The sequence below is a fragment of the Pelomonas dachongensis genome (genome assembly GCF_043555865.1).
Lineage (GTDB): Bacteria > Pseudomonadota > Gammaproteobacteria > Burkholderiales > Burkholderiaceae_C > Pelomonas > Pelomonas dachongensis.
Window position 1 is genome coordinate 997822 of sequence record NZ_JBIGHY010000002.1, and the last position, 23853, is coordinate 1021674.

Annotated in this window: 18 protein-coding genes; 3 read left to right on the forward strand and 15 right to left on the reverse strand. The window is 67.0% G+C overall.

Annotated elements, in window-relative coordinates; translation table 11 throughout:
* Positions 1 to 52: 52 nt before the first annotated feature.
* Complete coding sequence (locus ACG02S_RS09145; RefSeq protein WP_394470126.1) at positions 53 to 1036, reverse strand: BMP family lipoprotein; 984 nt, start codon at positions 1034 to 1036, stop codon at positions 53 to 55.
* A gap of 80 nt (positions 1037 to 1116) precedes the next feature.
* Positions 1117 to 2466, reverse strand: coding sequence for an MATE family efflux transporter (locus ACG02S_RS09150; protein WP_394470127.1), 1350 nt, complete (start codon positions 2464 to 2466; stop codon positions 1117 to 1119).
* Positions 2467 to 2564: 98 nt separating this feature from the next.
* Here ACG02S_RS09150 and acnA point away from each other — a divergent pair, with 98 nt between their 5' ends.
* Together acnA and ACG02S_RS09160 are read left to right on the forward strand one after the other, a co-directional pair.
* Positions 2565 to 5264: an aconitate hydratase AcnA gene (gene acnA, locus ACG02S_RS09155; RefSeq protein WP_394470128.1), complete on the forward strand. Its 2700-nt coding sequence runs from the start codon at positions 2565 to 2567 to the stop codon at positions 5262 to 5264.
* Between the two features lie 106 nt (positions 5265 to 5370).
* The gene (locus ACG02S_RS09160; protein ID WP_394470129.1) at positions 5371 to 6522 is read left to right on the forward strand and encodes a mechanosensitive ion channel family protein; all 1152 of its coding nucleotides are present in this window, start codon (positions 5371 to 5373) and stop codon (positions 6520 to 6522) included.
* A gap of 94 nt (positions 6523 to 6616) precedes the next feature.
* Here ACG02S_RS09160 and ltrA read toward each other — a convergent pair whose 3' ends face one another.
* The 5 genes from ltrA to ACG02S_RS09185 all read right to left on the reverse strand — a co-directional run bounded on the left by ltrA (position 6617) and on the right by ACG02S_RS09185 (position 12000).
* Entirely contained in the window at positions 6617 to 8008 is a 1392-nt protein-coding gene (gene ltrA, locus ACG02S_RS09165; RefSeq protein ID WP_394470160.1) for a group II intron reverse transcriptase/maturase, read from the reverse strand.
* Positions 8009 to 8472: 464 nt separating this feature from the next.
* Positions 8473 to 8838 carry a hypothetical protein gene (locus ACG02S_RS09170; RefSeq protein WP_394470130.1) on the reverse strand — a complete coding sequence of 122 codons (366 nt, stop codon included), beginning with the start codon at positions 8836 to 8838 and terminating at the stop codon, positions 8473 to 8475.
* Between the two features lie 107 nt (positions 8839 to 8945).
* Positions 8946 to 9233: a hypothetical protein gene (locus ACG02S_RS09175; RefSeq protein ID WP_394470131.1), complete on the reverse strand. Its 288-nt coding sequence runs from the start codon at positions 9231 to 9233 to the stop codon at positions 8946 to 8948.
* Positions 9234 to 9364: 131 nt separating this feature from the next.
* Entirely contained in the window at positions 9365 to 11017 is a 1653-nt protein-coding gene (locus ACG02S_RS09180; RefSeq protein ID WP_394470132.1) for an ATP-binding protein, read from the reverse strand.
* A gap of 8 nt (positions 11018 to 11025) precedes the next feature.
* Positions 11026 to 12000 carry a hypothetical protein gene (locus ACG02S_RS09185; RefSeq protein ID WP_394470133.1) on the reverse strand — a complete coding sequence of 325 codons (975 nt, stop codon included), beginning with the start codon at positions 11998 to 12000 and terminating at the stop codon, positions 11026 to 11028.
* 197 nt (positions 12001 to 12197) lie between these two features.
* Here ACG02S_RS09185 and ACG02S_RS09190 point away from each other — a divergent pair, with 197 nt between their 5' ends.
* Entirely contained in the window at positions 12198 to 14309 is a 2112-nt protein-coding gene (locus ACG02S_RS09190) for a TonB-dependent receptor plug domain-containing protein (RefSeq protein ID WP_394470134.1), read from the forward strand.
* Here ACG02S_RS09190 and ACG02S_RS09195 read toward each other — a convergent pair.
* The 8 genes from ACG02S_RS09195 to ACG02S_RS09230 form a co-directional block, all read right to left on the reverse strand.
* Positions 14306 to 15142, reverse strand: coding sequence for a citrate synthase family protein (locus ACG02S_RS09195; protein ID WP_394470135.1), 837 nt, complete (start codon positions 15140 to 15142; stop codon positions 14306 to 14308). The two genes, ACG02S_RS09190 and ACG02S_RS09195, sit on opposite strands and share 4 nt — an antisense overlap.
* On the reverse strand, positions 15139 to 15942 hold the full coding sequence (locus tag ACG02S_RS09200) for a citrate synthase family protein (RefSeq protein ID WP_394470136.1): 804 nt from the start codon (positions 15940 to 15942) through the stop codon (positions 15139 to 15141). The genes ACG02S_RS09195 and ACG02S_RS09200 overlap by 4 nt, the downstream gene beginning before the upstream one ends.
* Positions 15939 to 17783, reverse strand: coding sequence for a thiamine pyrophosphate-binding protein (locus tag ACG02S_RS09205; protein WP_394470137.1), 1845 nt, complete (start codon positions 17781 to 17783; stop codon positions 15939 to 15941). The genes ACG02S_RS09200 and ACG02S_RS09205 overlap by 4 nt, the downstream gene beginning before the upstream one ends.
* 310 nt (positions 17784 to 18093) lie before the next feature.
* Positions 18094 to 19344, reverse strand: coding sequence for a M20/M25/M40 family metallo-hydrolase (locus tag ACG02S_RS09210; protein ID WP_394470138.1), 1251 nt, complete (start codon positions 19342 to 19344; stop codon positions 18094 to 18096).
* Positions 19293 to 20327: a DUF6929 family protein gene (locus ACG02S_RS09215; RefSeq protein WP_394470139.1), complete on the reverse strand. Its 1035-nt coding sequence runs from the start codon at positions 20325 to 20327 to the stop codon at positions 19293 to 19295. The genes ACG02S_RS09210 and ACG02S_RS09215 overlap by 52 nt, the downstream gene beginning before the upstream one ends.
* A gap of 51 nt (positions 20328 to 20378) precedes the next feature.
* Complete coding sequence (locus ACG02S_RS09220) at positions 20379 to 20819, reverse strand: hypothetical protein (protein ID WP_394470161.1); 441 nt, start codon at positions 20817 to 20819, stop codon at positions 20379 to 20381.
* Between the two features lie 530 nt (positions 20820 to 21349).
* On the reverse strand, positions 21350 to 22222 hold the full coding sequence (locus ACG02S_RS09225; protein ID WP_394470140.1) for a GTPase family protein: 873 nt from the start codon (positions 22220 to 22222) through the stop codon (positions 21350 to 21352).
* A gap of 445 nt (positions 22223 to 22667) precedes the next feature.
* On the reverse strand, positions 22668 to 23594 hold the full coding sequence (locus ACG02S_RS09230; RefSeq protein ID WP_394470141.1) for a hypothetical protein: 927 nt from the start codon (positions 23592 to 23594) through the stop codon (positions 22668 to 22670).
* Positions 23595 to 23853 lie beyond the last annotated feature (259 nt).

Genomic DNA, 23853 nt, shown 5'->3' on the forward strand with positions numbered 1-23853 from the left:
GTTGAGGGCAAGCTGCCGGCGGGTCCGCCGGCAGCTTCGCCCCGCAAGGCCATCAGTACTTGCAGGCGTTGTCCGCCATGTAGTCGGCCACCTTGACCTTGCCGGCAATGATGTCGGCCTTCACGGCGTCGACCTTGGCCTTCAGCGCCGGGTTCAGCAGCTTGGCGTTGTTCTCGTCGACCGCATAGTCCACGCCGCCTTCTTTCAGGCCCAGCACCTGCACGCCGGGCTTGGCGCCCTTCAGCACGTTGTAGACGGCCACGTCCACGCGCTTGACCATCGAGGTCAGCATGACGCCGGGCTGCAGGTGGTTCTGGTTGCTGTCCACGCCGATGGCCAGCTTGCCGGCGTCCTTGGCCGCCTGATAGACGCCCACGCCGGTGCCGCCGGCAGCGGCGAAGACGACATCGGAGCCCTTGGCGAACTGCGCCTTGGCGAGTTCACCGCCACGCGTCGGGTCGTTCCACGCCGTGGACGTGGTGCCGGTCATGTTGGAGAAGACCTCGATCTTCGGATTGGTCTTCTTGGCGCCCTGCTCGTAACCGCACTGGAACTTGCGGATCAGCGGGATGTCCATGCCGCCAACGAAGCCGACCTTGCCGGTCTTGCTGACCATGGCCGCCATGGCCCCGACGACGTAGCTGCCCTCGTGCTCCTTGAACAGCACGGACTGCACGTTGGGCAGGTTCACCTGGGCGTCGATGATGGCGAACTGGGTCTTGGGGAAATCCTTGGCCACCTGCTGCAGCGCCGAGGCCTGGGCGAAACCGATGCTGATGATGGGGCTGGCGCCCTTCTCGGCCATGCGGCGGATGGCCTGCACGCGCTGGGTGTCGTTGCTGATCTCGAACTCGAGGTACTTCTTGCCCGACTCCTTGGCCCAGCGCTCGGCCCCCTGGTAGCCGGCCTGGTTGAAGGACTTGTCGAACTTGCCGCCCATGTCGAAGATCACCGCGGGCTGGGACTGGGCCAGCACCGGGGCGGCGCCGCAGGCGAACGTCAGGGCCAGGGAGAGTCGAGTCAGGGTGGACTTCATGGGGCGGGTGGGGTTGTTCCGGCGAAAGGGGCGCATTGTAGAAAACATCCCTCAAGTTCTACTGGCTAGAAAAATACGGATTACCCTGCCTTCGCCCGACGCAACTTTCGATGCGCCGCACGGGCGTGGGGGAGCCAGCCCAGTGTCGCCCAGCGGCGCCACATCAACAGGCCTCGAATCCATTCGTCAGCAGCATAAGCAATCCACACGCCAACCAGACCCCAGCCCAGGTACACCCCCAGGAACCAGCTTCCCCCGGCCAGCACCAGCGCCATGGAGGCCGCCCCTGCGATGACGGGGTAGCGCGCGTCGCCCGCAGCGCGCAGCGCGTTGATGACGACCATGTTGAAGACCCGCCCCGGCTCCACCAGCACCGTCCACCACAGGAGCGTGCAGCCCAGTTGGATGATGTGAGCGTCGGAGGTGAACTGCCTCAGCAGCCAGGGGCCGGACAGTGCGAACGCGCCGGACACCACCAGCGCAACGACGACGCCCAGCCCCAGCGACTTGCGCACCAGCTTGTGCGCCGCGTGCAGCTGGCCCGCCCCGATCATGTGGCCGACGAGGATCTCCACCGCAAAGGCGACCGCCAGTCCGAACATCAGGATCACGTGCAGAAACTGCATCGTGTAGGCGTGCGTGGCCAGCGCCAGTGCACCAAGCTGGGCCACGGCGGCCAGACTGGTCATGAAGGCCAGGCGCCAGGAGATGTTTTCGGCCGCGCCCGGTATGCCGATGTGCAGCACCGTCGCCAGCGGCGCGCGCTTGAGGCGCCACCAGTCCGGCGCCTTCAGCCGCAGGTTCAGCCGGGCGCGCCACAGCACGATGTGCAGCGCCAGGCCCACGCCACGCCCGCACATGCACGCCAGCGCGTAGCCCACCAGCCCCAGGTGCGGCATGGCCAGCAACGCCACCACCAGCGTGACGACCTGGATGGCGATGACGACGACCAGCGCCTCCCGGCTGCGCAGGTGCGCGCGCATGACGCTGGCCATGGTGGCGTTCCATGCATCCAGCATCAGCGCGGGTGCCAGGGCTTGCAGCAGCGTGGCCGCGAGCGGCGCGACCTCGGGCGGTGCATTGACCAGCGTCAACAACGGCCCCGCGGCCAGCAGCGCCGCCGCGGCACCCCCGACACCCAGCCAGGTGCTGGCGCCCACGCTCGCGCGGGCGACGGCATCGGCCTGGGTGCGCCGCCCCGCCCCCAGCGCCTGCGTGACGGCCACGCTGACACCTGCGCCAATGACACGGAACAGCACGAACAGCGCCGCGAACACCTGGTTGGCCAGCCCGAACGCCGCGCCCGCGTCGTCCGACAGGCGTGCCGCCAGCAGTGTGCCGATGACGCCGATGCCGATGCCCAGCAGCAGTTCGAGCAGCAGCGGCCAGGTCAGCGGAAACAGGCGCGGGCGAGCGGACAAGGCGGTCATGACCAAGGCCTAAAGGCGGAATTCACACAAGTCACGACAAGCTCGCCAGAATGGCCCGGAATCGTATAGGAGTAACCATGCCGAAACCCGAGACCGCTATGCCTTCCCACGCGTTTGCCAGCACCGCCTCCAGCTTCACGACCGCCTCCGGCAAGGCCGGCAGGTTCTATTCGCTGCCCAAGCTCGCCGAGGCGCTTCCCAACGTGGCGCGCATGCCGGTCTCCCTGCGCATCGTGCTGGAGAGCGTGCTGCGCAACTGTGACGGCAAGAAGGTGACGCCGGAGCATGTGCAGCAGCTGGCCAACTGGCAGCCCAACGCCGCCCGCGTGGACGAGATCCCGTTCGTCGTGGCCCGCGTGGTTCTGCAGGACTTCACCGGCGTGCCGCTGCTGGCCGACCTGGCCGCCATGCGCAACGTGGCCGCCGGCATGGGCAAGAACCCCAAGGCCATCGAGCCGCTGGTGCCGGTGGACCTGGTGGTGGACCACTCGGTCATGATCGACCACTACGGCACGAAGAAGTCGCTGGACCTCAACATGAAGCTGGAGTTCGAGCGCAACCGCGAGCGCTACGAGTTCATGAAGTGGGGCATGCAGGCCTTCGACACCTTCGGCGTCGTGCCGCCCGGCTTTGGCATCGTGCACCAGGTGAACCTGGAGTACCTGGCACGCGGCGTGCACCAGGGCAAGGACGGCGTGTACTACCCGGATTCGCTGGTGGGCACCGACAGCCACACGACCATGATCAACGGCATCGGCGTGGTCGGCTGGGGCGTGGGCGGTATCGAGGCCGAGGCCGGCATGCTGGGCCAGCCGGTCTACTTCCTGACGCCGGACGTCGTCGGCTTCGAGCTGACCGGCCAGCTGCGCGAAGGCGTGACAGCCACGGACCTGGTGCTGACCGTCACCGAGATCCTGCGCAAGCACAAGGTGGTGGGCAAGTTCGTCGAGTTCTTCGGCGAGGGCACGCGCACGCTGGCGCTGCCCGACCGCGCCACCATCGCCAACATGGCGCCCGAGTACGGCGCGACGATGGGCTTCTTCCCGGTCGACGAGAAGACGGTCGATTACTTCAGGGGCACCGGCCGCACCCAGGCCGAGATCGAGGCCTTCGAGGCGTACTGGAAGGCACAAGGCATGTTCGGCGTGTCCGGCAGGGGTGAGCTGAACTTCACGTCCGTCGTCACGCTGGACCTCGGCACCGTCGCGCCCAGCCTGGCCGGCCCCAAGCGCCCGCAGGACCGCATCGAGATCACGCACCTGGCGCGCACCTTCGGCGAGTTGTTCAGCAAGCCCGTGGCCGAGAACGGCTTCAACCAGCCTGCAGAAAGGCTGGCGCAGGGCTTCGTCACCGAGTCCGGACTGCCGGTCAAGAACGGCGACGTACTCATCGCGGCCATCACGTCGTGCACCAACACCAGCAACCCCGGCGTGCTGCTGGCCGCCGGCCTGCTGGCCAAGAAGGCGGTGGAGGCCGGGCTCACCGTGTCGCCCCATATCAAGACCTCGCTGGCCCCGGGCTCGCGCATCGTCACCGAGTACCTGGGAAAGGCCGGCCTGCTGCCCTACCTGGAGAAGCTGGGCTTCAACGTGGCCGCCTACGGCTGCACGACCTGCATCGGCAATGCCGGCGACCTGACGGCCGAGCTGAACCAGGTCATCCAGGACAACGATCTGGTGTGTGCAGCCGTGCTGTCGGGCAACCGCAACTTCGAGGCGCGCATCCACCCCAACCTGAAGGCCAACTTCCTGGCCAGCCCGCCGCTGGTGGTGGCCTACGCCATCGCCGGCACCGTGACCAGGGACCTGATGACCGAACCCGTCGGCTACGGCAAGGCGGGCAAGCCGGTGTTCCTCGGCGACATCTGGCCGTCCAGCGACGAGATCTACGCGCTGATGAAGTACGCGATGTCACCCCAGGCCTTCAAGGCCAACTACGACCAGGTCGCCAAGAAGCCCGGCAAGCTGTGGGATGCCATCAAGGGCGTGAAGGGCCAGGTCTACAACTGGCCCAAGAGCACCTACATCGCGCAGCCGCCGTTCTTCGCCGACTTCACGATGGAACCCAAGCAGCTGGTTTCGGGCGTCAAGGGCGCCAAGGTCATGGCGCTGTTTGGCGACTCCATCACCACCGACCACATCAGCCCGGCCGGCTCGTTCAAGGAGACCACGCCCGCCGGCCAGTTCCTCCTTGCGAACGGCGTGCAAAAGGCCGACTTCAACTCCTACGGCGCACGCCGCGGCAACCATGACGTGATGATGCGCGGCACCTTCGCCAATGTGCGCGTGAAGAACCTGATGCTGCCCGCGCTGCCCGACGGCTCGCGCGAGGAAGGCGGCTACACGCTGAAGGGCGGCGTCAAGACCACCATCTACGACGCGGCGATGGCGTACATCCAGGAAGGGACGCCCACCGTCATCTTCGCCGGCGAGGAATATGGCACCGGCTCCAGCCGCGACTGGGCCGCCAAGGGCACGCAGTTGCTGGGCATCAAGGCGGTCGTCGCCAAGAGCTTCGAGCGCATCCACCGCAGCAACCTGATCGGCATGGGCGTGTTGCCGCTGCAGTTCAAGCCGGGCACGAGCTGGGAAAGCCTGGGCCTGACCGGCGCGGAGACTGTCGACATCGCGCTGGCCGACGAGATCAAGCCGCAGGGCGATGCAGTCATGACCGTCACGCGCGCCGATGGCAGCGTGGTGCAGGCGCCGCTGACGCTGCGCATCGACACCGCCATTGAGGTGGACTACTACTTCCACGGCGGCATCCTGCCGTTCGTGCTGCGGCAACTGCTGGCCTGACATCAGCGGCTGTCGGCTTCGGCCCACAGCACCGACGCGCCGCCGGCCGACAGACAGTCGGCGTGCGCACGGCTACGGTCATCGCATTTCAATTCTGTTGACTGCGATGACCTGGGAAGAATTTGTTGATCGTGTCGCCCGCTCCCTGCCCGACGTGGGCTGGGCGGACGTGATGCCGGCCCTGTTTGCCGGGCTGGTGACCGTGCTGGTGCTCAAGCTCGGCTTGAAGTTGCTGATCCGGCGTCTGCAGGTCATATCGCAGCACACGCGCACGACGGTGGACGACCACCTGCTGAATGTGCTGCGCCGGACCAACACCGGCCTCATCGTCGCCGTGGGCGTGCTCGTCGGCGTGGGCCTGTTGCCGCTGGATGACCGCTGGCATGACCGCGTCAGCCAGCTGTGGTTCGTCGTTGTGGCGCTGCAGATCGGCCTTTGGGGCCAGCAGGCCATTGCGCAGGTGCTCGACGCCCAGCAGCACCGGGCCAACGCCGCTGGACCGCTGTCGGCCACCGCCACGTTGATGGGCTGGGGGCTGCGGGGCGCGCTATGGGCCGTAATCCTGCTGGCCGTGCTGTCCAACATGGGCGTCAACATCACGGCGTTTGTCGCATCTCTGGGCATCGGCGGCATCGCCGTGGCGCTGGCGGTGCAGAACATCCTGGGCGACCTGTTCGCCTCGCTGGCCATCGCGGTGGACAAGCCCTTCGAGGTGGGCGACTCCATCACCGTTGGCGACGTCACCGGCACCGTGGAGCGCGTGGGCCTGAAGACCACCCGCATCCGCGCGCTGGGCGGTGAGCAGATCGTCATGAGCAACGCCGAACTGCTGAAGCGCACGGTGGCCAACTTCAAGCGGCTGCAGACGCGCCGCGTGTTGCTGAGCTTCGGCATCACGGCCGACGCCAGCGCCGACCAGGTGGAAGCCATCCCGCCGCTGATCAAGGCGCTGATCACCGCCGACCCCCTGCTGGAACTGGCCCGCGCTCACTTCAAGGGCTTCGGCACCAACTGCCTGAACTTCGAGGTGGTCTACCGCGTGAAGGACGCCAGCTACGACGTCTACATGGACCGCCAGGAGGCGCTGCACCTGGCGCTGATGCGCGCGCTGCAGCAGCGCGGCATTCAGATCGCGTTCCAGACACAGACCGTCAACCTGGTCAGCACGCCGGCCCAGCAGGTCGCCGGTGTGGCGCCGGCCCCCGCCCCGGCACAGCCCACCTCGGGCGCCGGCCAGGCGTCGACCGCGAACGCCTGAGCGGTGATCGGCATAGGGGGCCTCCATCTTAGGAGGCGCCCCTGCCACACCACCCGGCATGCGGGTCCGCACCGGGCGGTTCGAGAGTTTGAGGTCATGAGAGGCGAGGCAGGCCCAGTTGGTCGAACCAAGCAAGGGTGAGCACGCTGTTGAGTCCTGTCGTGCTGTTGCGCCACCAGCGCCGGCTGTTAGCCGCCACTCGGTGAGCCACTTCGGCCCGAGCGCCCATCGACAGCAGTTCGCGGTGCATGGTTGTTCCGCGCTTCCACTGCTTGAGCTGTAGGGCTCTGAGTCGATGGCGCAGCCACTCATCCAGCTCGCGCCAGACTTTGGGCGTTTGCGCCATTCCGAAGTACCCCTTCCAGCCCAGCAGGTAGGGCCTGAGCCCAGCCACCACTTGCGCCATGCTGCGTCCGCCTGAGCGGCCCGTGAGTGCCCGGATGCGCGCCTTGAAGTTGTCCATGGCCTTGTGGGCCACCTTGCACTTCACCTCGCGCCCCTTGGCCACCCACAGCTCGTAGCCCAGGAACTTGCGCCCGAAGGCGCTGCACACGGCACTCTTGGCCTCATTGATCTGAAGCCTCAGCTTGCCGTACATCTTCCTGAGCCACACCATCACTCGCTCGCCGGCTCGTCTGCTGCGGACGTAGACATTGCAATCATCGGCATACCTCGCGAAGCTGTAGCCCCGCGCTTCCAATGCCTTGTCCACCTCGTCGAGCAGCACGTTGGCCAGCAACGGGCTCAGCGGCCCGCCTTGCGGCGTGCCCTGTTGGCGCTCCACCACCACCCCGCCATCCATGATGCCGGCGTTCAGATACGCACGGATGAGCCGTATGACGGCGTCGTCCGGAATGCGTCTCTTGAGCCGATCAACAAGAATGTCGTGGCAAACCCGGTCAAAGAATTTGGCCAAATCCACGTCTACAACTACGCGCTTGCCTGACTGGACGTACGCCCGCGCGGCCTTCACCGCATCGTGCGCCCGCCGCCCCGGCCGGAACCCGTGGCTGTGTTCGCTGAAGGTGGGGTCGATCAGCGGTTGCAGCACCTGCAGAAGTGCCTGCTGGATCAGTCGGTCCGTCACCGTCGGGATACCCAGCTCGCGCTGGCTTCCGTCCGGTTTGGGAATCATCACCCTGCGTACCGGGTTTGGCCGGTACGTCCCCGCCAGCAGCTCTTGGCGGATCTGCGGCCACCTCGTTTGCAGCAGGTGCTGGGTGCGCTCGATGTCGAGCCCATCAACTCCCGCCGCGCCCTTGTTGGCCTTGACCCGCTTCCATGCAGCTTGTAGGTTCTCTCTCGTCAGCGCCGCCTCCAGCAGGGTGCCAGCCCCCGCCTCTTGCATTGCTGACCCTGTGCCCTGGTGTTCCTGGGACGGGCCGCGGGCTTCGTCGCTGGCAGGTTGGAGCGCGGCTTCACCGCGCCCTTCCCCCGCCCGCCCGGATGGCTCCGGCATCTGACGCATGGCCTTTGACATTCCCAGGTCCTCGGTCACTTGCTCTCGTTTGGTCCTTCGCCTCTCGCTGGTGGCCCCATCGGCCCCGCTACCCGGCTACTACGACCGCTGCTGACTCCTCGCTCCGGCATGGCCGTCGCCCTTTCAGGCATGAGGCGAGGTCTCCCCAGGTAATTGCGCACTCCTTCATCGCACAACCGCCGCATCTACGCCGCTTCGCCTTGGTCACAAGAGCTTCGTGGTCTTGAGCCCACTCGCCCTGCTCGGCAGCGCCTTCTATGCGGTTCTTGTTCATCGGCTCGCGATTTACGCTTCACGCTTCCTCCCCACACTCGGTCGCCCTCGTGCAGTTGCGCTTCACTTCGCTCGCTGTGACCAGCTCGCGGGAGGACTTGCACCTCCAGGATGTGCGCCCATGCTGGGCGCACACAAAGCAATGGCCCGGGCACCTCGGCGCCCGGGCCATTGCATTTGGTATTGATGTGTCGGGATCAGGCCGCGTCGAACGCGGCCACCAGGTGCGGGCGACCGCCGGATGTTGCGACGACACGGCGCGGCAGGCAGGTCAGCGGCGTGGTGCCGGCCCGCGTTGCACGCGCGACGGCGGCGCGGGCGGCGTCCAGCAACGCGCCCAGGAGCGGCCGCTCACCACGGCATTTGGAGCGGGGAATGACGAGCGCGAGGTCCATGCTGCTCGCTGCGCCGGCATCCGACGCCGCCACTTCCAGCATGGCTTTCACGACCAGCGTGGACGGCGTGCTGAGGCACAGGTCCAGATCCGCATCGACGACGTCGTCGCACGCCACCGGCAGTGCCTGCAGCGGCGGCAAGGAGGAGGAAATGTTGTTGTATGACATGGGGCGTCATCCTGCTTGTGGGGTCGTGCCGACGCCGTCGGGCGCACTGCTTCGTCAACGTAGGACGAAGCCTATTCCGCGTTTGTGACGGTTGTGGGGTCGCCGGCTCAGCCCCGCGCCGACAAGCGAGGCACCACCCGCACCGTCGGCGCCGCAAACAGCCGGCCGACCAGCCGTCGGGCGAAGAAGTAGTCGTTGCGCAGCCGGTCGCCCAGCGCATCCAGACCCACGCGCCCCTGCGGATCGCAGGGCACGTCCAGGCTGGCCTCGCCGGCCGTCAACGGCTCGAAGTGCAGCAGGTGCGTGGCGGGGGTGTTGCGCTGTTCAGCACCCTGCCCACCAAACGCATCGGGGAGCCGGGCCCAGGCCATCAGTGCGGGCGGATTGCGTGACATCGTGACCTCCATGAGTCATCGAACGCGGTGATATCAATATGCGCTTGCCGGCCACGGCACCCTGTAGGCACGCCCGCGCTGCCGCGGTGTGCGGCACCGCTTGTGTTTGTAGGACAGCCCCTGCAGCAGGGCTAGGCCAGCGGCAAGCTGATCTCGAACCAGAAGCAGCTGCCCTGCCCCAGCCGGCTCTCCAGGCCGATCTCGCCGCCCATCATGCGCACGAGCTGGCGGCTGATGGCCAGGCCCAGGCCCGTGCCGCCGATGCGCTGCTCGGCGCTGCCAGCCTGCTCGAACGGCTCAAACAGCCGCTCGGCCTGGTCCTCCGCGATGCCCACGCCGGTGTCATGCACCTCGAAGCGCAGCGGCACCATGCCGGCCTGCAGGTCTTGCTGCTTCAGCAAGTGCACCTTCAGCGTGACGCCGCCGACCTGCGTGAACTTGACGGCATTGCCCAGCAGGTTCAGCAGGATCTGGTTCAGGCGCTTCTCGTCGACCAGCACGGTGGCCGGCAGCCGGTCGTCCAGTTGCAGGTCCAGTGCAATCTGCTTCTCCTGGGCCATCACGCGCAGGATGTCGACAACAGCGTGCAAACGCGTGGCCAGGTCCACTGGCGCCACGCGCAACTCGGCCTTGCCGGCCTCGATGCGCGACAGGTCCAGAATGTCCACGATCAGCGTCAGCAGGTGCTGGCCGCTGCTGTGGATGATGTCCAGCCCGCTGCGCTGCTTGGGCGTCAGCCCGTTCTCCATCTTCAGGATCTGCGCGTAGCCCATGACCGCGTTCAGCGGCGTGCGCAGCTCGTGGCTCATGCGTGCCAGGAACTGGCTCTTGGCACGGCTGGCGACCTCGGCACGCTCCTTGGCAACGCTCAGCTCCAGCGTGCGGTCGCGCACCAGGTCGCCGAGATGGTCGCGGTGGGCGGCCAGCTCGGTCTCGCGCTCCTGCAGCGAGCCGATCATGCGGTTGAAGGTGTGCGCCATCGCGGCGATGTCGCGCGGCCCGCCCACAGGTGCCCGGGCGTCGCTGTCACCACCCTCCACCTTCTCCATCGCCGCAGCCAGCGCCGCCAGGGGCCGGGTCAGGCGCAGCGCCAGCAGGCGAACGGCGAACAGGAACAGGGTGGCCAGCAGCAGCGCCACGCCGAAGTTGGACAGGAACAGCTCCGCCTGTGTGCGCTTGAGCGTCTCCTTGCTGAGGATGACGCGCACATGGCCCAGCAGTTGCGGCGGGCGCTGCTCGACGTCGAACGGCGACGCCTCGGGGCGGGTCCACACCGGTGCGGCAAACGCCCAGTTGTCGTCGTTCTCCTGGTCCAGCCAGGGCTCGCTGGCGGCACCCGCAGGCGCGACCGGGGCCGGCAGCTTATTGGCGCCGGTGCCCAGTGCCAGCAGCATGCGACCGCGCGTGTCGCGGATCTCGATGCCGGTCACGTCCGGGAAGGCCAGCGACGCGCGCACGGCCTCCTCGGCGTTGTCGGCCGCCGCGTAGATCAGCGCCAGCGTGCTGTTGGAGGCCAGGTTGGCAGCCACGCGGCCGCCCTGCTCCAGCAGCGTGGCGCGCAGCACGCGGCTGCCCTGCCAGGCATTGACGGCCGCCATCAGCAGCGCCAGACACAGCGCCCCCAGCGTGACGGCCACGCTGAGATGCCGCCGGAACGAGGTCTGGCGCAGCCAGCGCACATAGACATTCAGCGGCCACGGCCTGTGGGTGATCGCCTCGGGTGCGACGGCCTCGTCGCGCAGGAGGCGCGGCGGCTGGCTGTCCAGGGGATGGGATGCAGGCAAGGCAGTCCTCAGTTGGACGGGTAGACCAGGTCGAACCCAGACTGCGCCGCCGCCACGTCCATGCCCAGGTGGGCGGCCGTGCGGATGTTGATGGCGGCCAGCGCCTGGCGCAACGGCAGCACCCCGGGCGCTGCCGTGCGGGGCGCCGCAGCGAGCCGCTGCGCTGTGGTGGCGAGGGCGCGGCCCAGCTCGCGGTTGTCAGGGTAGAACGAGAACAGCGCGCCGCGCTTCACATGCGCGACGTGGCTGGAGAACACGGTGATGTTGCGGTTCCAGCCCTCGCGCAGCACCAGCGGCAGCACCGCGTTGTCATCCACGGTGGTTGGGTCCTGCGGCAGCCACAGCGCGTCGCGTGCGGGATCGACCCCCGCCAGCAGCTGGGTGTAGGTGCGCAGCGCATCTGCCTGGTCGTTGGCGTCCTGCGCCATCAGCTCCAGTCCCTCGGCGCGCGCCGCTTCTCGTGCCAGCTTCACCAGCCAGCCGTTCAGCCGCGGGTCGAACACCACATGCACACGCCGCGCTGCCGGCATCAGCCGCTTCAACCTGGACAGCAGCAGCGCCGGGTCGGGCGCTAGCGTGTAGATGGGGAAGGCGCGCGCCTCGGACTCCTGCACGGAGGCGACACAGCCCACCATCACCGACAGCTCGCCGGCCAGAGCGGCAGCGATGCGCATGCCACCGCGGCCCAGGCCGATCAGCACCTTGATGTCCCGCCGGCGCAGATCGTCCGCGACGCTGGCCGGCGTGGCGCTGTTGCGCACCGGCAGGCTTCTCACCGGGCTGCGCAGCCGCTCCTCGATGCCTTCGATGATGCTGGCGAAGATCTGCTTGAACGGCTCACCCAGCTCGGGATAAACGACCGCGACGCCGCTGCCCCCCTCCGCTGCCAGCGCACCGCCGGACGCCAGCACGGCAACGCCACCAGCCACCTGCCTCAGCAGGTCACGGCGAGTCGCGTCGGAAGGGCAACCGGGGGCGTTCAAGTGGGAAGGTCTGACAGGGCTACGCCAGGCGCGGCGTGGCGCATTATGCAGACCGCTACCGCGTGGAACAGGCGCCGCGACCGACCAGGCGCCACCGCGCCGGTCAACCGTCTGCGCGACTTGCACGAAGCCTCGGCGCGCACCTCCGCAGACCGCACAATCGGCGCCCAACACCATCCCACTCGGAGAAGACGGACATGGGTCTTTTGTTGCGCCTGGTGGTTCTTGGCAGCGCGTGCTGGACCGCGGCGCTGCCGGCGGCGCTCGCGCAGGCGGCACCCAGCGAAGAAGAAGAGCTCGCGCAGGTCTACGGCGACAAGTCCACCATCAGCATCGCGACCGGCGCGCCGCTCGCGCTGCGCCGCGCGCCGGCCGTGGCCAGCGTCATCACCGCGCAGGACATCGCGGCCATGGGCGCCACCGACATCGACCAGGTCCTGGCCACCGTGCCCGGCATCCACGTGGGCCGCAACAACGGCGGCTACAACCCGCTGTACGTCATCCGCGGCCTTTACAGCGAGTTCAACGTGCAGACGCTGGTGCTGTTCAACGGCGTGCCGATGACGACAATGTTTGTGGGCAACCGCGGCACCGCCTGGGGCGGGCTGCCGGTGGCCAACATCGCGCGCGTGGAGGTCATCCGGGGGCCGGGCTCCGCGCTGTACGGCGCCGACGCCTACGCGGGCGTCATCAACATCGTCACCAAATCGGCGGCCGACCTGGACGGCCTGGAGCTGGGCCTGCGCGCCGGCTCGTTCGGCAGCCGCGATGCCTGGGCGCAGTACGGCGGGCAGGTCGGCCCGGTGAGCCTGGCGGCCTACCTGCGCACCGGCCGCACCGAGGGCTTCAAGGAGACCGTGCAGGCCGACGCCCAGACTGGCCTGGATGCCGCGTTCGGCACGCAGGCGAGCCTCGCCCCCGGACCGGTGAACACCGGCCATGACGCCATCGACGCGCATGTGGAAGCCCAGTACGACCGCCTGCGCGTGCGGGCCGGCTACCTGCTGCGGGACAATGTCGGCACTGGGGCCGGTGCCGCGGGCGCCCTGGACCCTGTCGGCAGGGGGCGCAACGAGCGCTGGATGGCGAACGCGTCGCTGTCCGATATCAGCCTCGCGCCGGCCCTGAAGCTGACCCTCACGGGCAGCTTCTTCCATTTCGTCAACCGCTTCCCGCAGGCCTTGCAGCTGTTTCCGCCGGGCGCGTTCGGCGGCAGTTTTCCGCAGGGCGTGCGCGGCGCGCCCAACACCTGGGAGCGGCAGCTGCGCACGGCCGCCATCGCTTCCTACACCGGCTGGAGCGGCCACCAATGGCGCGTCGGCGTGGGCCACGACGACCTGGACATGTACCGCACGCAAGAGTTCAAGAACTTCACGCTGATTGACTCGGGGCCGCTGATCGGTGTGCCCATGCCGACGCCCGGCGGCCAGCTGGCCGAGGTGCCCGCCGACAAGTCTTTCGTGACCCCGCAGCGCCGCCGCGTGAGCTATGCCTACCTGCAGGACGAGTGGAGCCTGGCGCCGGACTGGACGCTGACCGCCGGCCTGAGGCGCGACCACTACAGCGACTTCGGCAGCACCACCAACCCGCGCATGGCGCTGGTGTGGGACGCCAGCCTGGACGTGACCGCCAAGCTGCTGATCGGCCGGGCCTTTCGGGCGCCGTCGTTCTCGGAGGAGTACAGCATCAACAACCCCGTCATCCGCGGCAACCCGGGGCTCAAGCCAGAGACGATCAGCACGGCGGAGGCGGTCGTCAGCTGGCAGCTGGGCCATCAGGCGCACCTGCAGGCGAGCGCGTTCCGCTACAACATGAGCGACATCATCCGCTCCGCCCCCATCGGCGGCGGCATCGCCGAGTACAACAACGCCGGCTCCCAACGCGGCCATGGCTTCGAGCTGGAGCTGACGGTGGACGTCACACGCAACCTGCGCCTGGCCACGCACTATGCCTACCAGCGCGCGAAGGACCTCGGCACCGGCACGGATGCCGGCCACGCGCCGCACCAGATGGTGTTCGCGCGCGCCGACTGGAGCTTTGATCGCGACTGGGCGCTGAGCGGCCAGGTCAAGCGCGTGGCTGGCCGGGCCCGTGCGGCGGGCGATGCCCGCCCGGCAGTCGACGACTACACCAGTGCCGACCTGACCCTGCGCACTGGGCTGCGACAAACCGGCTGGGATCTGTCCGTCTCGGTCCGCAACCTGTTCGACGCGGACATCCGCGAACCCAGCCTGGCCAGCACCGGCATCCCCGACGACCTGCCGATGGCCGGCCGTGCGCTGGACGTGCAGCTGGCCTACCGGTTCTAGTCCAGCGAATCAGGTAGAGCGGTGGACTCCGCGCCCCAGCGGCGCGGTGCGGCGCCCTCGTAGCTGATGTTGTCGCAGGCCAGCGGCAGCAGCGTGCCAGCCGGCTTTTCGCTGGCCTCGGTGTAGCAGGGCTGCATGCCCGCGAGGAACGCCGGAAAGCCGTACTGGTAGTGCTGGCGCGGGGTGAAGCCCATGTCGGACGTCAGTGCCGCCGTGAGCGCCGCGTAGTTCATGCGCAGCCGCCAACGCCCCCCCTGCAGGTGTTGCTCGACGGCCAGCGCGGTCTGCACGTGAGCGCCGCCCGCCAGACCTTGCTGCTCGACCAGGCGCAGCATGGGCGCGATGCGCTCGTCACCCGCCGCGATGGGCCGACCATAGCCGGCGATGGCACGGTGGCGCTTCAGCTCCTCGCGCACGCAGTCGTCCAGGCTGTCACCGGCTGCCCTCGCCTGCTGCGCTCGCTGGATGAAGGTGGCGGCGCGGATGTCGATGCCGCGGCCGTAGATCTCGGCCTCCGACACGGCCAGCGCGGCGGCAACGCCCAGGTTGCCCGAGCTGCGCGCGCTGCCGGCCAGCGCGGCCACGCGGTTGTTCCAGATGCGGGCGTCCGGGTAGCTGGTGTAGACCCAGATGGCATGCAGCACCTTCAGCTGGGCCGGCGTGTAGCGCTGGCCAGTGATGCCGAAGACGTACAGCGCCATCCAGTCCATGCCGCCCAGGTCGGCGTGCAGGTCGTGGCCGCGGAACACCGCGCGCTCGCCGACGAAGGCGCCGCCCATGCGGCTGCGCAGCCGCCCGGCGTGGTGCTCGAGCGGAGAGGTCAACGCCGTCATGCGGCCTCCTTCAGTGGGTCGTCCTGCAGTTCGAGCGCGAAAAACGGGAAGTCCTTGTAGCTCGCGCCGCGTTGCTCCAGCGCATGTGCTGCCGCACCCGGCAGGCGCAGCAGCAGGTGCAGCATCTCGCCCTGCTCCGGGCTGAAGCCCAGGTCGGCCAAGGCCGCCGCAGCGACGCCGGACAGCGCCAGCGGCAGCCCCATGGCCGCCTCGACGTCGGCGCGCTGCGCCGCCAGCCAGCACAGCCGCGGGCCGCTCCCGATTGCCGCCAGGCGCGCCAGCGCATCGCGCACGATGCCGGCAGTCACCACGCCGTTGGGCTCGAAGCCCGGTGGATGGTCGGCCTCGGGCCAGATGGCCGATGCCGGCGCGGCGGCCGCAGACCAGGCCTGCGCCCAGGCGGCCACGCTCAACGCATCGGCCTGCGGCGCACGAGCCCAGCACGCCATGGCTGCGGCCACCTCCTGCGCACCGCCGTGCCGGCCGGCGCCCACGGCCAGGGCGGCCATCAGCGCCGCTGCGGCGGGCGAGCGGCCCAGGCCGGCGCACATTGCGGCATGCACCGCGGCGTCGCGCGGCCCCGCGTTGGCCAGCGCCACGGCCAGCGCGTCGAGCAAGGCGGCCTGCGGCGGCGACGGCGCCTCGTCGCGGAACAGCAGCCACAGGACGTCCACCCAGCGGACCTGGCCCAGCAGGTCGTTGTAGACGTCGTAGCCGCGGCAGCGGGCAGCGCGCGTCGCGAAGCGGTCGGCGGGCTCGGGTTGCTCGTCCCAGATGCGGGTTCGGATGGGCGTCGTCACTTCGCCGTCCCCAGCGTCTTCATGCGCACATTCATCGGCGGCGCTTCCTCACCGTCGATGCGCACGTCCAGCAGCGTCGGTCCCGGGCGGCTCAGCAAGGCCTTGAAGTCGAGCGCGTCCAGGTCCTCGGGTGAGCGAATCACATTACCTGGAATGCCCATGGACGCAGCCATCATGGCGAAGTCCACCTGGGGCAGTTCGAAGCCGATGGGCTCGGCCCCCGCCAGGCGCTGGCCGTGCTTGACCATGCCCAATGCGCCGTCATTCAGCACCACGTACAGCACCGGCAGACCCAGCTCCGCGGCGACGGTGATCTCCTGGCCGTTCATCAGGTAGCTGCCGTCGCCGGTCAGGCAGACCACCGGGCAGCGCCGGTTGGCCATCGCGATGCCCACGGCCGAGCCGATGGCCCAGCCCATGGGCGCGAAGTCCATCGTCACGCGCAGCCAGCTGGAGTTGCGCAGGCGCCGCTCCTGGCCGGCGGGCAGGTAGGTGCCGCCCGGCAGGCGCCCGCTGCGCTGTTCACGTGGCGCCAGGTAGTGCACCGCCCACGCCGCGCTGTTACCGGCGTCGGCAACGAAGCGCGTCTGCGGCGGGCAGCGTTCGCCCAGCGTGGCCACCAGGCGCTGCGGCTTGACGGGTGACGCGTCGCTGCGCGCTGCCTGCGCGCTGTCCACCATCGCGCCATACGTCTGGCGCGCCACCTGCGGATGCAGGAAGGGCAGCAGCTGCGCGTCCGGCCCTTGGTTGGCCGGAACCAGCAGCGCGATCAGCTGCTCGCAGACCGACTTGACGTGGCCGCGCACGTGCAGCCTCGCCATCGGCGAGCGCATCAGGTTCTCGTCGCTGTCGTCCACATGCACCAGCCGGCTGTTCAGCAGCGCGCCGGACCAGCCGCCGCTGTTGAACTCGCCGAAGCCCGTGCCCAACGCGATGACCAGGTCGGGCCCGTCCTGCAGCAGTGCCGCCGCGCTGGCGTGGCCGCCGAAGCCGAACACGCCGCGAAAGCGCGGGTGGTGCGGATTGATGAAGCCCTTGCCGTCCGGCGTCGTGATGAAGTGGCCGTCGGTGCGCTGCACCAGCTGCATCAGCTCAAGGGCCGCCTCGCCACAGCCATCACCGATCAACCAGACCGGCTGCTGGGCCGAGAACAGCAGCCGCGCCAGCTGGCGCACGGCCGGCAGGTCCACCAGCGCGGGAGCGCGGCGCAGCAGGCCCGCGAAGTCGGGCGTCTCGATGTCGTCCGGCAGCGGCGTGCGCATGATGTCCACCGGGATGGACAGGTGGCTCGGCCCGCTGGGTGCGCGCTGCGCCTGCATCAGCGCGTTGAACAGCTTGGTGGGCAGCTGCTCGGCATGCGAGACCAGCGAGTTGTAGCGCGTGCACGGGCGGAACATCGCCATCGTGTTGATGCCGGTGCAGCTGGACTCCTGCAGCGCGCCCTTGCCGAAGTTCTTGATCGGCGGCTGGCCGGTGATGACCAGCAACGGCACGTTGTTGTCGTACGCGCAGGCCACACCGGTGATCAGGTTGGTAGCGCCCGGCCCGGAGGTGGCAATGCACACGCCGATCTTGCCGGTCTCGCGGGCATAGCCGTCGGCCATGTAGGCCGCGCCCTGCTCGTTGCGGGCCACGATGGCCTGCGGCCCGCCGCGCCGGCCGCTGCGTGCAAGCGCGTTGTACAGCGGCTCGATGGCGCCACCGGGCACGCCGAACACGTACTCCACGCCCAGCGCGGCAAGGGCATCGACGATGAGGTCGGCGGCGTCGCGCACCTCGTGCACGGGCGTCGGGGCGAGGGTCGGGGCAAAGGTCGGAGCGAGGGCGGTACAGGCTTCCACGGCGTAGCTGGCGATGTCTGCCCACGGCGCGGCCGTGCCACGCCGCTTGGGCGCCGCACCAGCTGTCCGCAGGACGGGGGTGAGAACAGGCCCGTCACGACGGACCCACGAACGGCCTGACGGCCTTGTCTCCCCCTGCGTTCGCTTCAGGCCATAACAAGACCCGGCGAAATCTCTCGTCTGCGCATGAAGCCGTTAGCACCGCGCAGTGGCAGCAACTGTAACGAGGTGAAAGTTCACGACATCCCCGCGAACGCGGGAAAACGACAGCCCCGTGCCGGCAGTTCGTGAACTAGTGCACAACGTGGGGTCAGGGCTTGCCCCGCGCGCCAGTCAGCTGCGCCACGGCGGCCAGCGTCGTCTGCGCGGCGTTCAGGCCCAGCAGGAAATCCTTGTCCGAGTAAGTCGCGTAGAGGTCGGTGGGCTGATGCCAGTGCGGGTTCCAGCCCGCGCCGATCTGCATGCCACGCTCGTTCTCGCGCACGGAGATGGCGGCCACCAGGTCCATGAAGGGAACGGAGTCGGTGTTGGTCATGCGGTTGCCCACCGCGACCGGGTAGTCGGTCGCGTACTTCTCGTTGGCCCCGCGCATCGCCCATGCCAGCTTCGCGGACGCGTCGGCCTGCTTGCTGTTGATCTGGAACTCGACATTCACATCGGCCTCCGCCCGCTGCTCCCGCGGTGCCGTGTAGACCGGCTGCCCGCGCGCGTCCAGCACCGGCTTGCCGGCGGCGTCCAGCTTCGGCGTGGGCATGCCGTGGTCGAACAGCAGCATGTCGTGCTGGATCACACCCAGCCACGTCGGCTCCGGGTAGCGGCCCGACCCCTTGGGCGACTCGATGCCCTGCAAGCCCTGGCGCTGGGCGATGTAGGCATGGGCGCCGTTCAGGCCGGTCTCCTCGTTGTTCCAGAGGATGAAGCGGATGGACCGCTCCGTCGTCACGCCCGGCGCGTTGAACACCCGCGCCAGCTCCATCACCAGCGCCGTGCCCGAACCGTCGTCGTTGGCCGCCTCGCCAAAGCCGATGCCGTCCATGTGGGCCGACACGATGACCATTTCGTCCGGCCGCGTGCTGCCCACCTTCGTGCAGTAGAGGCTCTCGCGCGGCGACGTGCCCAGCGGCGTCTGTTCCGCATTCAGCGCGCGCAGCTTCTCGTCGGGCTGGGCCAAGGGTTCGGTGTTCACGCCGGTGGGCGCTCGCCTGCCGAACAGCGTGCCACCGCCCTGCGCCGCCGGGCCGCCCGCACGCAACGGCTGCAACTGCGCCGGCCCGCGCCTGGCCGGCTCGGTGAACTCGTAGCGCAGCCGCTCGGTGTTCGTGCAGCCGTGAGCCTTCAGCTGCGCCTCGATCCAGTCAAGCGCCGCCCGGTTACGCGCCGTGCCCTGGCGCCGGTCCCCGAACTGCGTCAGGCCCTTGATGGTGGCCTTGTAATTGTCGAGATCGAGCTGGTTGACGAGCGGGGCCACCGGATCGGCGGTGTCGACGGGTGCCAGCTGGGCAAAGGCGGTCAGGCAGGCGGCGGCAAGCGCGGCCGCAGCAAGAGCGTGTTTGGGTTGCATGGTGAGCAAACGGGGTGTGGGGTGCGGCGCATCCTAGGCCCCGTGTCAGCAGCGCCCGGCGGACCTGGTCGAAGGCGCGGATCGGCCAGACTTGCCGACAGCAGCAACGCGGGCTCGTCGCGGTCGTCAGGGTCGGTCACCAGCAGCAGTCGCAGCACACCGTTTTCGACCGTCGCCGCGATGCCCTCCGCCTTGCAGCGCAACGACAGCGGCCACACGCCCAGCAGGCGCCCGTCCGCCGCCACCGCACCGACGGCCGACCCTCGGCAGGGACCGTCCGCATAGTTGTCATCGCTCGCCTCCGCCGCCGCGCAGAACACCCAGCAGCCATCCGGCAGCGCCGCGCCGTCGGTGAAGCACAGCGGCACGCCGTCGATATCGCCGAGGTCATGGCGCGTGGTGGAGAGCGGCTCGGGCGCCTGCCCAGCACCGTCCAGCCAGCCCTGGATCGCCCGCCAGTCGTAGCTGATCAGCCCATTGACCGGGCTGGCCTGGTTGCCCCGCTGCAGCAGGCAGAAGCAATCCGCCACGACAAAGGCGCCTTCGATGTTCAGCTGCGCATGCCGTTCGTGCAGCGGCGCGTACAGCGGCGAGAGGTCGACGTCGCGCACGGCGCCCTGGATCTCACCCGCCGCGTCGAACGCCAGCAACGCCGCACGCTGGCGCTGCGGTCGCGATCCGGAGCCCAGCGCCAGCAGCGCGCCCTGCGGGCAGCGCGGCCAGGGCGGCAGATGGGCCAGCGCTTCCAGGTCGGGCTTGGCGGCCTTGCGGACCTTGGGCTCGTCGGGCAGCTCGCCGCTGAAGAGGCGGTGCCACGTGCCGGGACGCTCGCCCGGCAGGTCAAACACGGCCAGCGTGTGCTCGTCATCGGCAACGACGAACAGCCGCTGCCCCAACCGAACCAGGCCGCTGGCAGCGCTGAGGTGGCTCAGCGCGACATCTGACTCGACGGACAGAGTTCGGACGACTTGGACATCCAGCATGGCAAAGCTCCCGGCAAGCGTGCGAACCTGATCACTGCAAGGTTCAACCTCTCAGACCTTGGCGAGGAAGGCCGCCGCATCACCCGCTTCACACCGCCAGTCGGCGAAGACGCCGACCAGGTTGCATTCCACGCAGCGGCAGGCGATGTAGTACCAGCGCACGTCATGGGTGCCCGGGTACACAGAGACGCCTGACATCAGCTCGAACACCTCGTTCTCGCAAATGCACTCATGCCCTTCTGGCGCGGCATCTTCAACGCGGTAGGCGCTGTCGCCCATCAGGTGTTCCAGCCCGCAGTCGGTGCAGGTGCGGATCGCCACGCCGGCGTCTTCATCCGTCTGCAGCGCGAAGGTCCGGCCCCCGCAATCGCATTTGGACGCGGCAAACCGGACGGCCTCATGGCGATTGGCAACGCTGTAGCTGCGCAGCTCGGCTTGGGTATCGCCAGACGTGGTGCCGTACCAAAACTCGCCCTTCCTCGTCAGTGCCATTGATGCTGCTCCCTGCTCCAAGTTGGACTGCCCGGCAGGCCTGACGCCAGGCTCGCGCCGATCGATTGGATTTTGCACTGGGGGCACGTCGAGTCGTTGTCAGGGAGCCGGGCAAGGCGTGGTCGCGGAAAAGAGCTGCTACGTTCTGCAACGCCAACACGGGAGGTTGTAGCCGCCCACCTCTCTGGATCCCAGCTGCTTCATCGGCCACGCGTCACATGTCGGCCTTGCAGCGGTTGCTGTCCGTCGCTACCACCCGCCGAACTCACTCTGACCGCCATCAAGCGGACGGTGCCGCAGGTGACCGTTGGACGCAGGAGTGGCAGCTATGCGATGTGCAGCGGTCTTTGGCTCCGTTCGCGAAGAACAAGGCCACTCCACCGACCGCTCCTCCGGGTAGCGAACAGGAGCTCTCGACCCGTTGCAGACTTCAGTTTGACCTGAATCACCGCCGGAAAGCGGGCGCTCAACGATTGCGTTGAGCCGCGCCACTAAGCGTCGCCTGGACCTGCGGGTTGGCACCGCTGTATTTAACTGCGCCACCACTTTACGAGCCACTTGACTGCGGCAACTATTTCAGGAATGTATGGCCTGATTTCCGCATATATTTCCTTAACGTAGTTAACGATGCCCTCTACGACGGATATGCGGCTCTTTTCAGTAACCACCTGCTCGTCCATTTGATTCAAAAAACCCAGCTTCTTTTCGTTTGGGACAATGTCAATTATTGCCTCCACCAATGCTCCCATGTTATATTTTTCAAACGCGGAGAGCGCCACAATTTGATCCGAGGGTATCGCAAACTTTCCGGCCGCCCATTGTGTACGCTCACCGATGATCTTCATCTGAGAATGCCCAGGCCTTCTATTGGATTCGTCCCATTCGCGTATGGGGTTTATCTTATCGACTTGATTGATGACTACCAAGAAGGGGGTCTTTGCGGGATCTACGTGCTGTTTGACAATATTTTCGTAAAAGAATTCATCAACGGAAAATGTTCGATCATCTGCACGAATAACCCAAATGACCAAATCAAGTTTTGGAACCCATTGTCTATACAATTCAGAATATTCTGAATCTCGCAGCTTGTCTTCCCCTACGCCGGGGAGATCTATTAGTTTTATGCCGGAGCCGGATTCGCTAATCTTTACGAAAATCTCTTGAGGTTCGCGAGTGCAAGCATTGACATCGTCTACTTTTGCGGTGTCCTTTCCAAATAACGCATTGCAAAGACTGGATTTGCCAACGCCTGTTTTCCCGAAAATGCCAACAATCGGCACGAACGCTCCGAGTTCCGAAATCTTCTCCTCGAGATTTTGAATCATTTCATCCGAAATTTGATTTTTTCGAAATGTTTCAAATAGATCCTTGGTGAGTGCCTGCTTGATTTTCGACTTATTCATCGCCTCTCCTGTTATCGTTGCGGTGATTGAATATATTTGTTCGTGTGCAGTCGTGATGCCTAACTGCCCTGCGCATGCAATTGCTTGTCGCATATAAATATCTTCCACTCTTCCGCGGCGATATCAGATGCAATCTTTCCGAGCAAATGCCACGCCGGAGTGCCGGCCTGTTTGCCGCTTGGATGTTGCCATAACGAGAGGCGATGGCTCACGCGGAGAACCCTGGCCCCGGGTCGTCGCGCCGGGTCTACACCCGGCGGTGACGACGCCAGATCGATCCAAACTTGGGCGTCAGCGGCAAGACGGGCACCTTGAAGCAGCCCGTCGTCAACGGCCGCACCTGCCCGGGAGCCGTCACGCCGCCGGACCAATCGCGCGACGCTGCCTACTCAGGCGACCACAGATGGCGGTGCCATGAAGCCGACGCTCACCGAATAGGGGCGGACTACCAGGCTCTCAGGGAAGCTCCATCCAGCCCCATGGCTTCAAAGCCCAAGTGGGCATGGCGCGAGTGCTCCGGGCAGAAATTAATCCTGCGGTCTGGGTGCGCCAACGGCAAATAGCGCACGACCGAGCGGCCCACGGGAAGGTCCATCACCTTTCCCATCCACTCATTGGACTTTGCGTGCGCCAAGATGCCGAGTGGTGCCGACATCTCTGGAACTCGCCCGGACAAGGCCTCCCAGCTAGGAACACCATAGGATATGAGGTTGACGCATGGGAATCGGTCACATAGCGACTCGAGAGTCGCCATGAATCCCTCCTCAAGCCTGTCGTAGGACTTGGCAAAGTGCCCACTGCTGTAATTTCCTGGAGGCCGATAATCGGGCTTGAAGTTCAAGAAGAGCATCAACTCACGGCCCTCTCTGACGGCCAATGGGAACGCCCCCTTTCGTTCGTACTTGCCGACCTCAAGAATTCCTCCTTGCCTCCGCAGTGGAGCATCTACGGGGTGGAACTTCTTTCCTCTAGGTAGCGGCACGATGGGGTACCAGTCATGCATCACCATAACGGTGATGCGCCCCTTGTGCCGGTTCGCTTCGTAGGTTTGGTGCAGCGCTGCATCTGCATAGGGGTTCAGACCTATGCAAAGTCCGACACCGGCATCGACTGAGGCTTGCTGTAGTGCTTCGCCTCTTTTGACCGGATCAAAGATTGTTCTCTCGATCTCAAGAGCGCGCTTCGTGAGCGACTCGTAGTTCGAAAAGTTTGCTCTATGGAAATCGGAGGGTAACGAGCACCACGGTCGAATCCGATCAAGGTCCCAGTAAGCCCTCAACTCGGGCGTGATCACGGGAAACAGGTCGCGGTAGGCCGTCAGCAATGCCTGGACTTGATCAGTGCTGTAGAAAGTCTTTTCGTCTTTAGTCATCTTCAAAGGCGCGAATTGCGCTTTCCTGCCAAATGCATTGGCGAGAATACCGGTGCGTCACCTCCCCGTCGGCGGATCGTTCTGAAATCCTACCGAGATGCCAGTATCCAGCCGTTCTCCGACGGCCGCTGATGGCCGAGAGCGTACGAGCATCAAGGCGCCAGAAAGCTGACCTTCGTGGGAGCGGGAGCCTGCACGGTCGGCGTCGCAACGGCGCATGCTGATGGACCCTCAACTCGATGGGAGACCATCATGGGAT

Coding starts and splice junctions, on each gene's coding strand:
- ACG02S_RS09145 (WP_394470126.1), bottom strand. CDS start 1,036: ATGAAGTCCACCCTGACTCGACTCTCCCTGGCCCTGACGTTCGCCTGC.
- ACG02S_RS09150 (WP_394470127.1), bottom strand. CDS start 2,466: ATGACCGCCTTGTCCGCTCGCCCGCGCCTGTTTCCGCTGACCTGGCCG.
- acnA (WP_394470128.1), top strand. CDS start 2,565: ATGCCTTCCCACGCGTTTGCCAGCACCGCCTCCAGCTTCACGACCGCC.
- ACG02S_RS09160 (WP_394470129.1), top strand. CDS start 5,371: ATGACCTGGGAAGAATTTGTTGATCGTGTCGCCCGCTCCCTGCCCGAC.
- ACG02S_RS09170 (WP_394470130.1), bottom strand. CDS start 8,838: ATGTCATACAACAACATTTCCTCCTCCTTGCCGCCGCTGCAGGCACTG.
- ACG02S_RS09175 (WP_394470131.1), bottom strand. CDS start 9,233: ATGTCACGCAATCCGCCCGCACTGATGGCCTGGGCCCGGCTCCCCGAT.
- ACG02S_RS09190 (WP_394470134.1), top strand. CDS start 12,198: ATGGGTCTTTTGTTGCGCCTGGTGGTTCTTGGCAGCGCGTGCTGGACC.
- ACG02S_RS09195 (WP_394470135.1), bottom strand. CDS start 15,142: ATGACGGCGTTGACCTCTCCGCTCGAGCACCACGCCGGGCGGCTGCGC.
- ACG02S_RS09210 (WP_394470138.1), bottom strand. CDS start 19,344: ATGCAACCCAAACACGCTCTTGCTGCGGCCGCGCTTGCCGCCGCCTGC.
- ACG02S_RS09215 (WP_394470139.1), bottom strand. CDS start 20,327: ATGCTGGATGTCCAAGTCGTCCGAACTCTGTCCGTCGAGTCAGATGTC.
- ACG02S_RS09220 (WP_394470161.1), bottom strand. CDS start 20,819: ATGGCACTGACGAGGAAGGGCGAGTTTTGGTACGGCACCACGTCTGGC.
- ACG02S_RS09225 (WP_394470140.1), bottom strand. CDS start 22,222: ATGAATAAGTCGAAAATCAAGCAGGCACTCACCAAGGATCTATTTGAA.
- ACG02S_RS09230 (WP_394470141.1), bottom strand. CDS start 23,594: ATGACTAAAGACGAAAAGACTTTCTACAGCACTGATCAAGTCCAGGCA.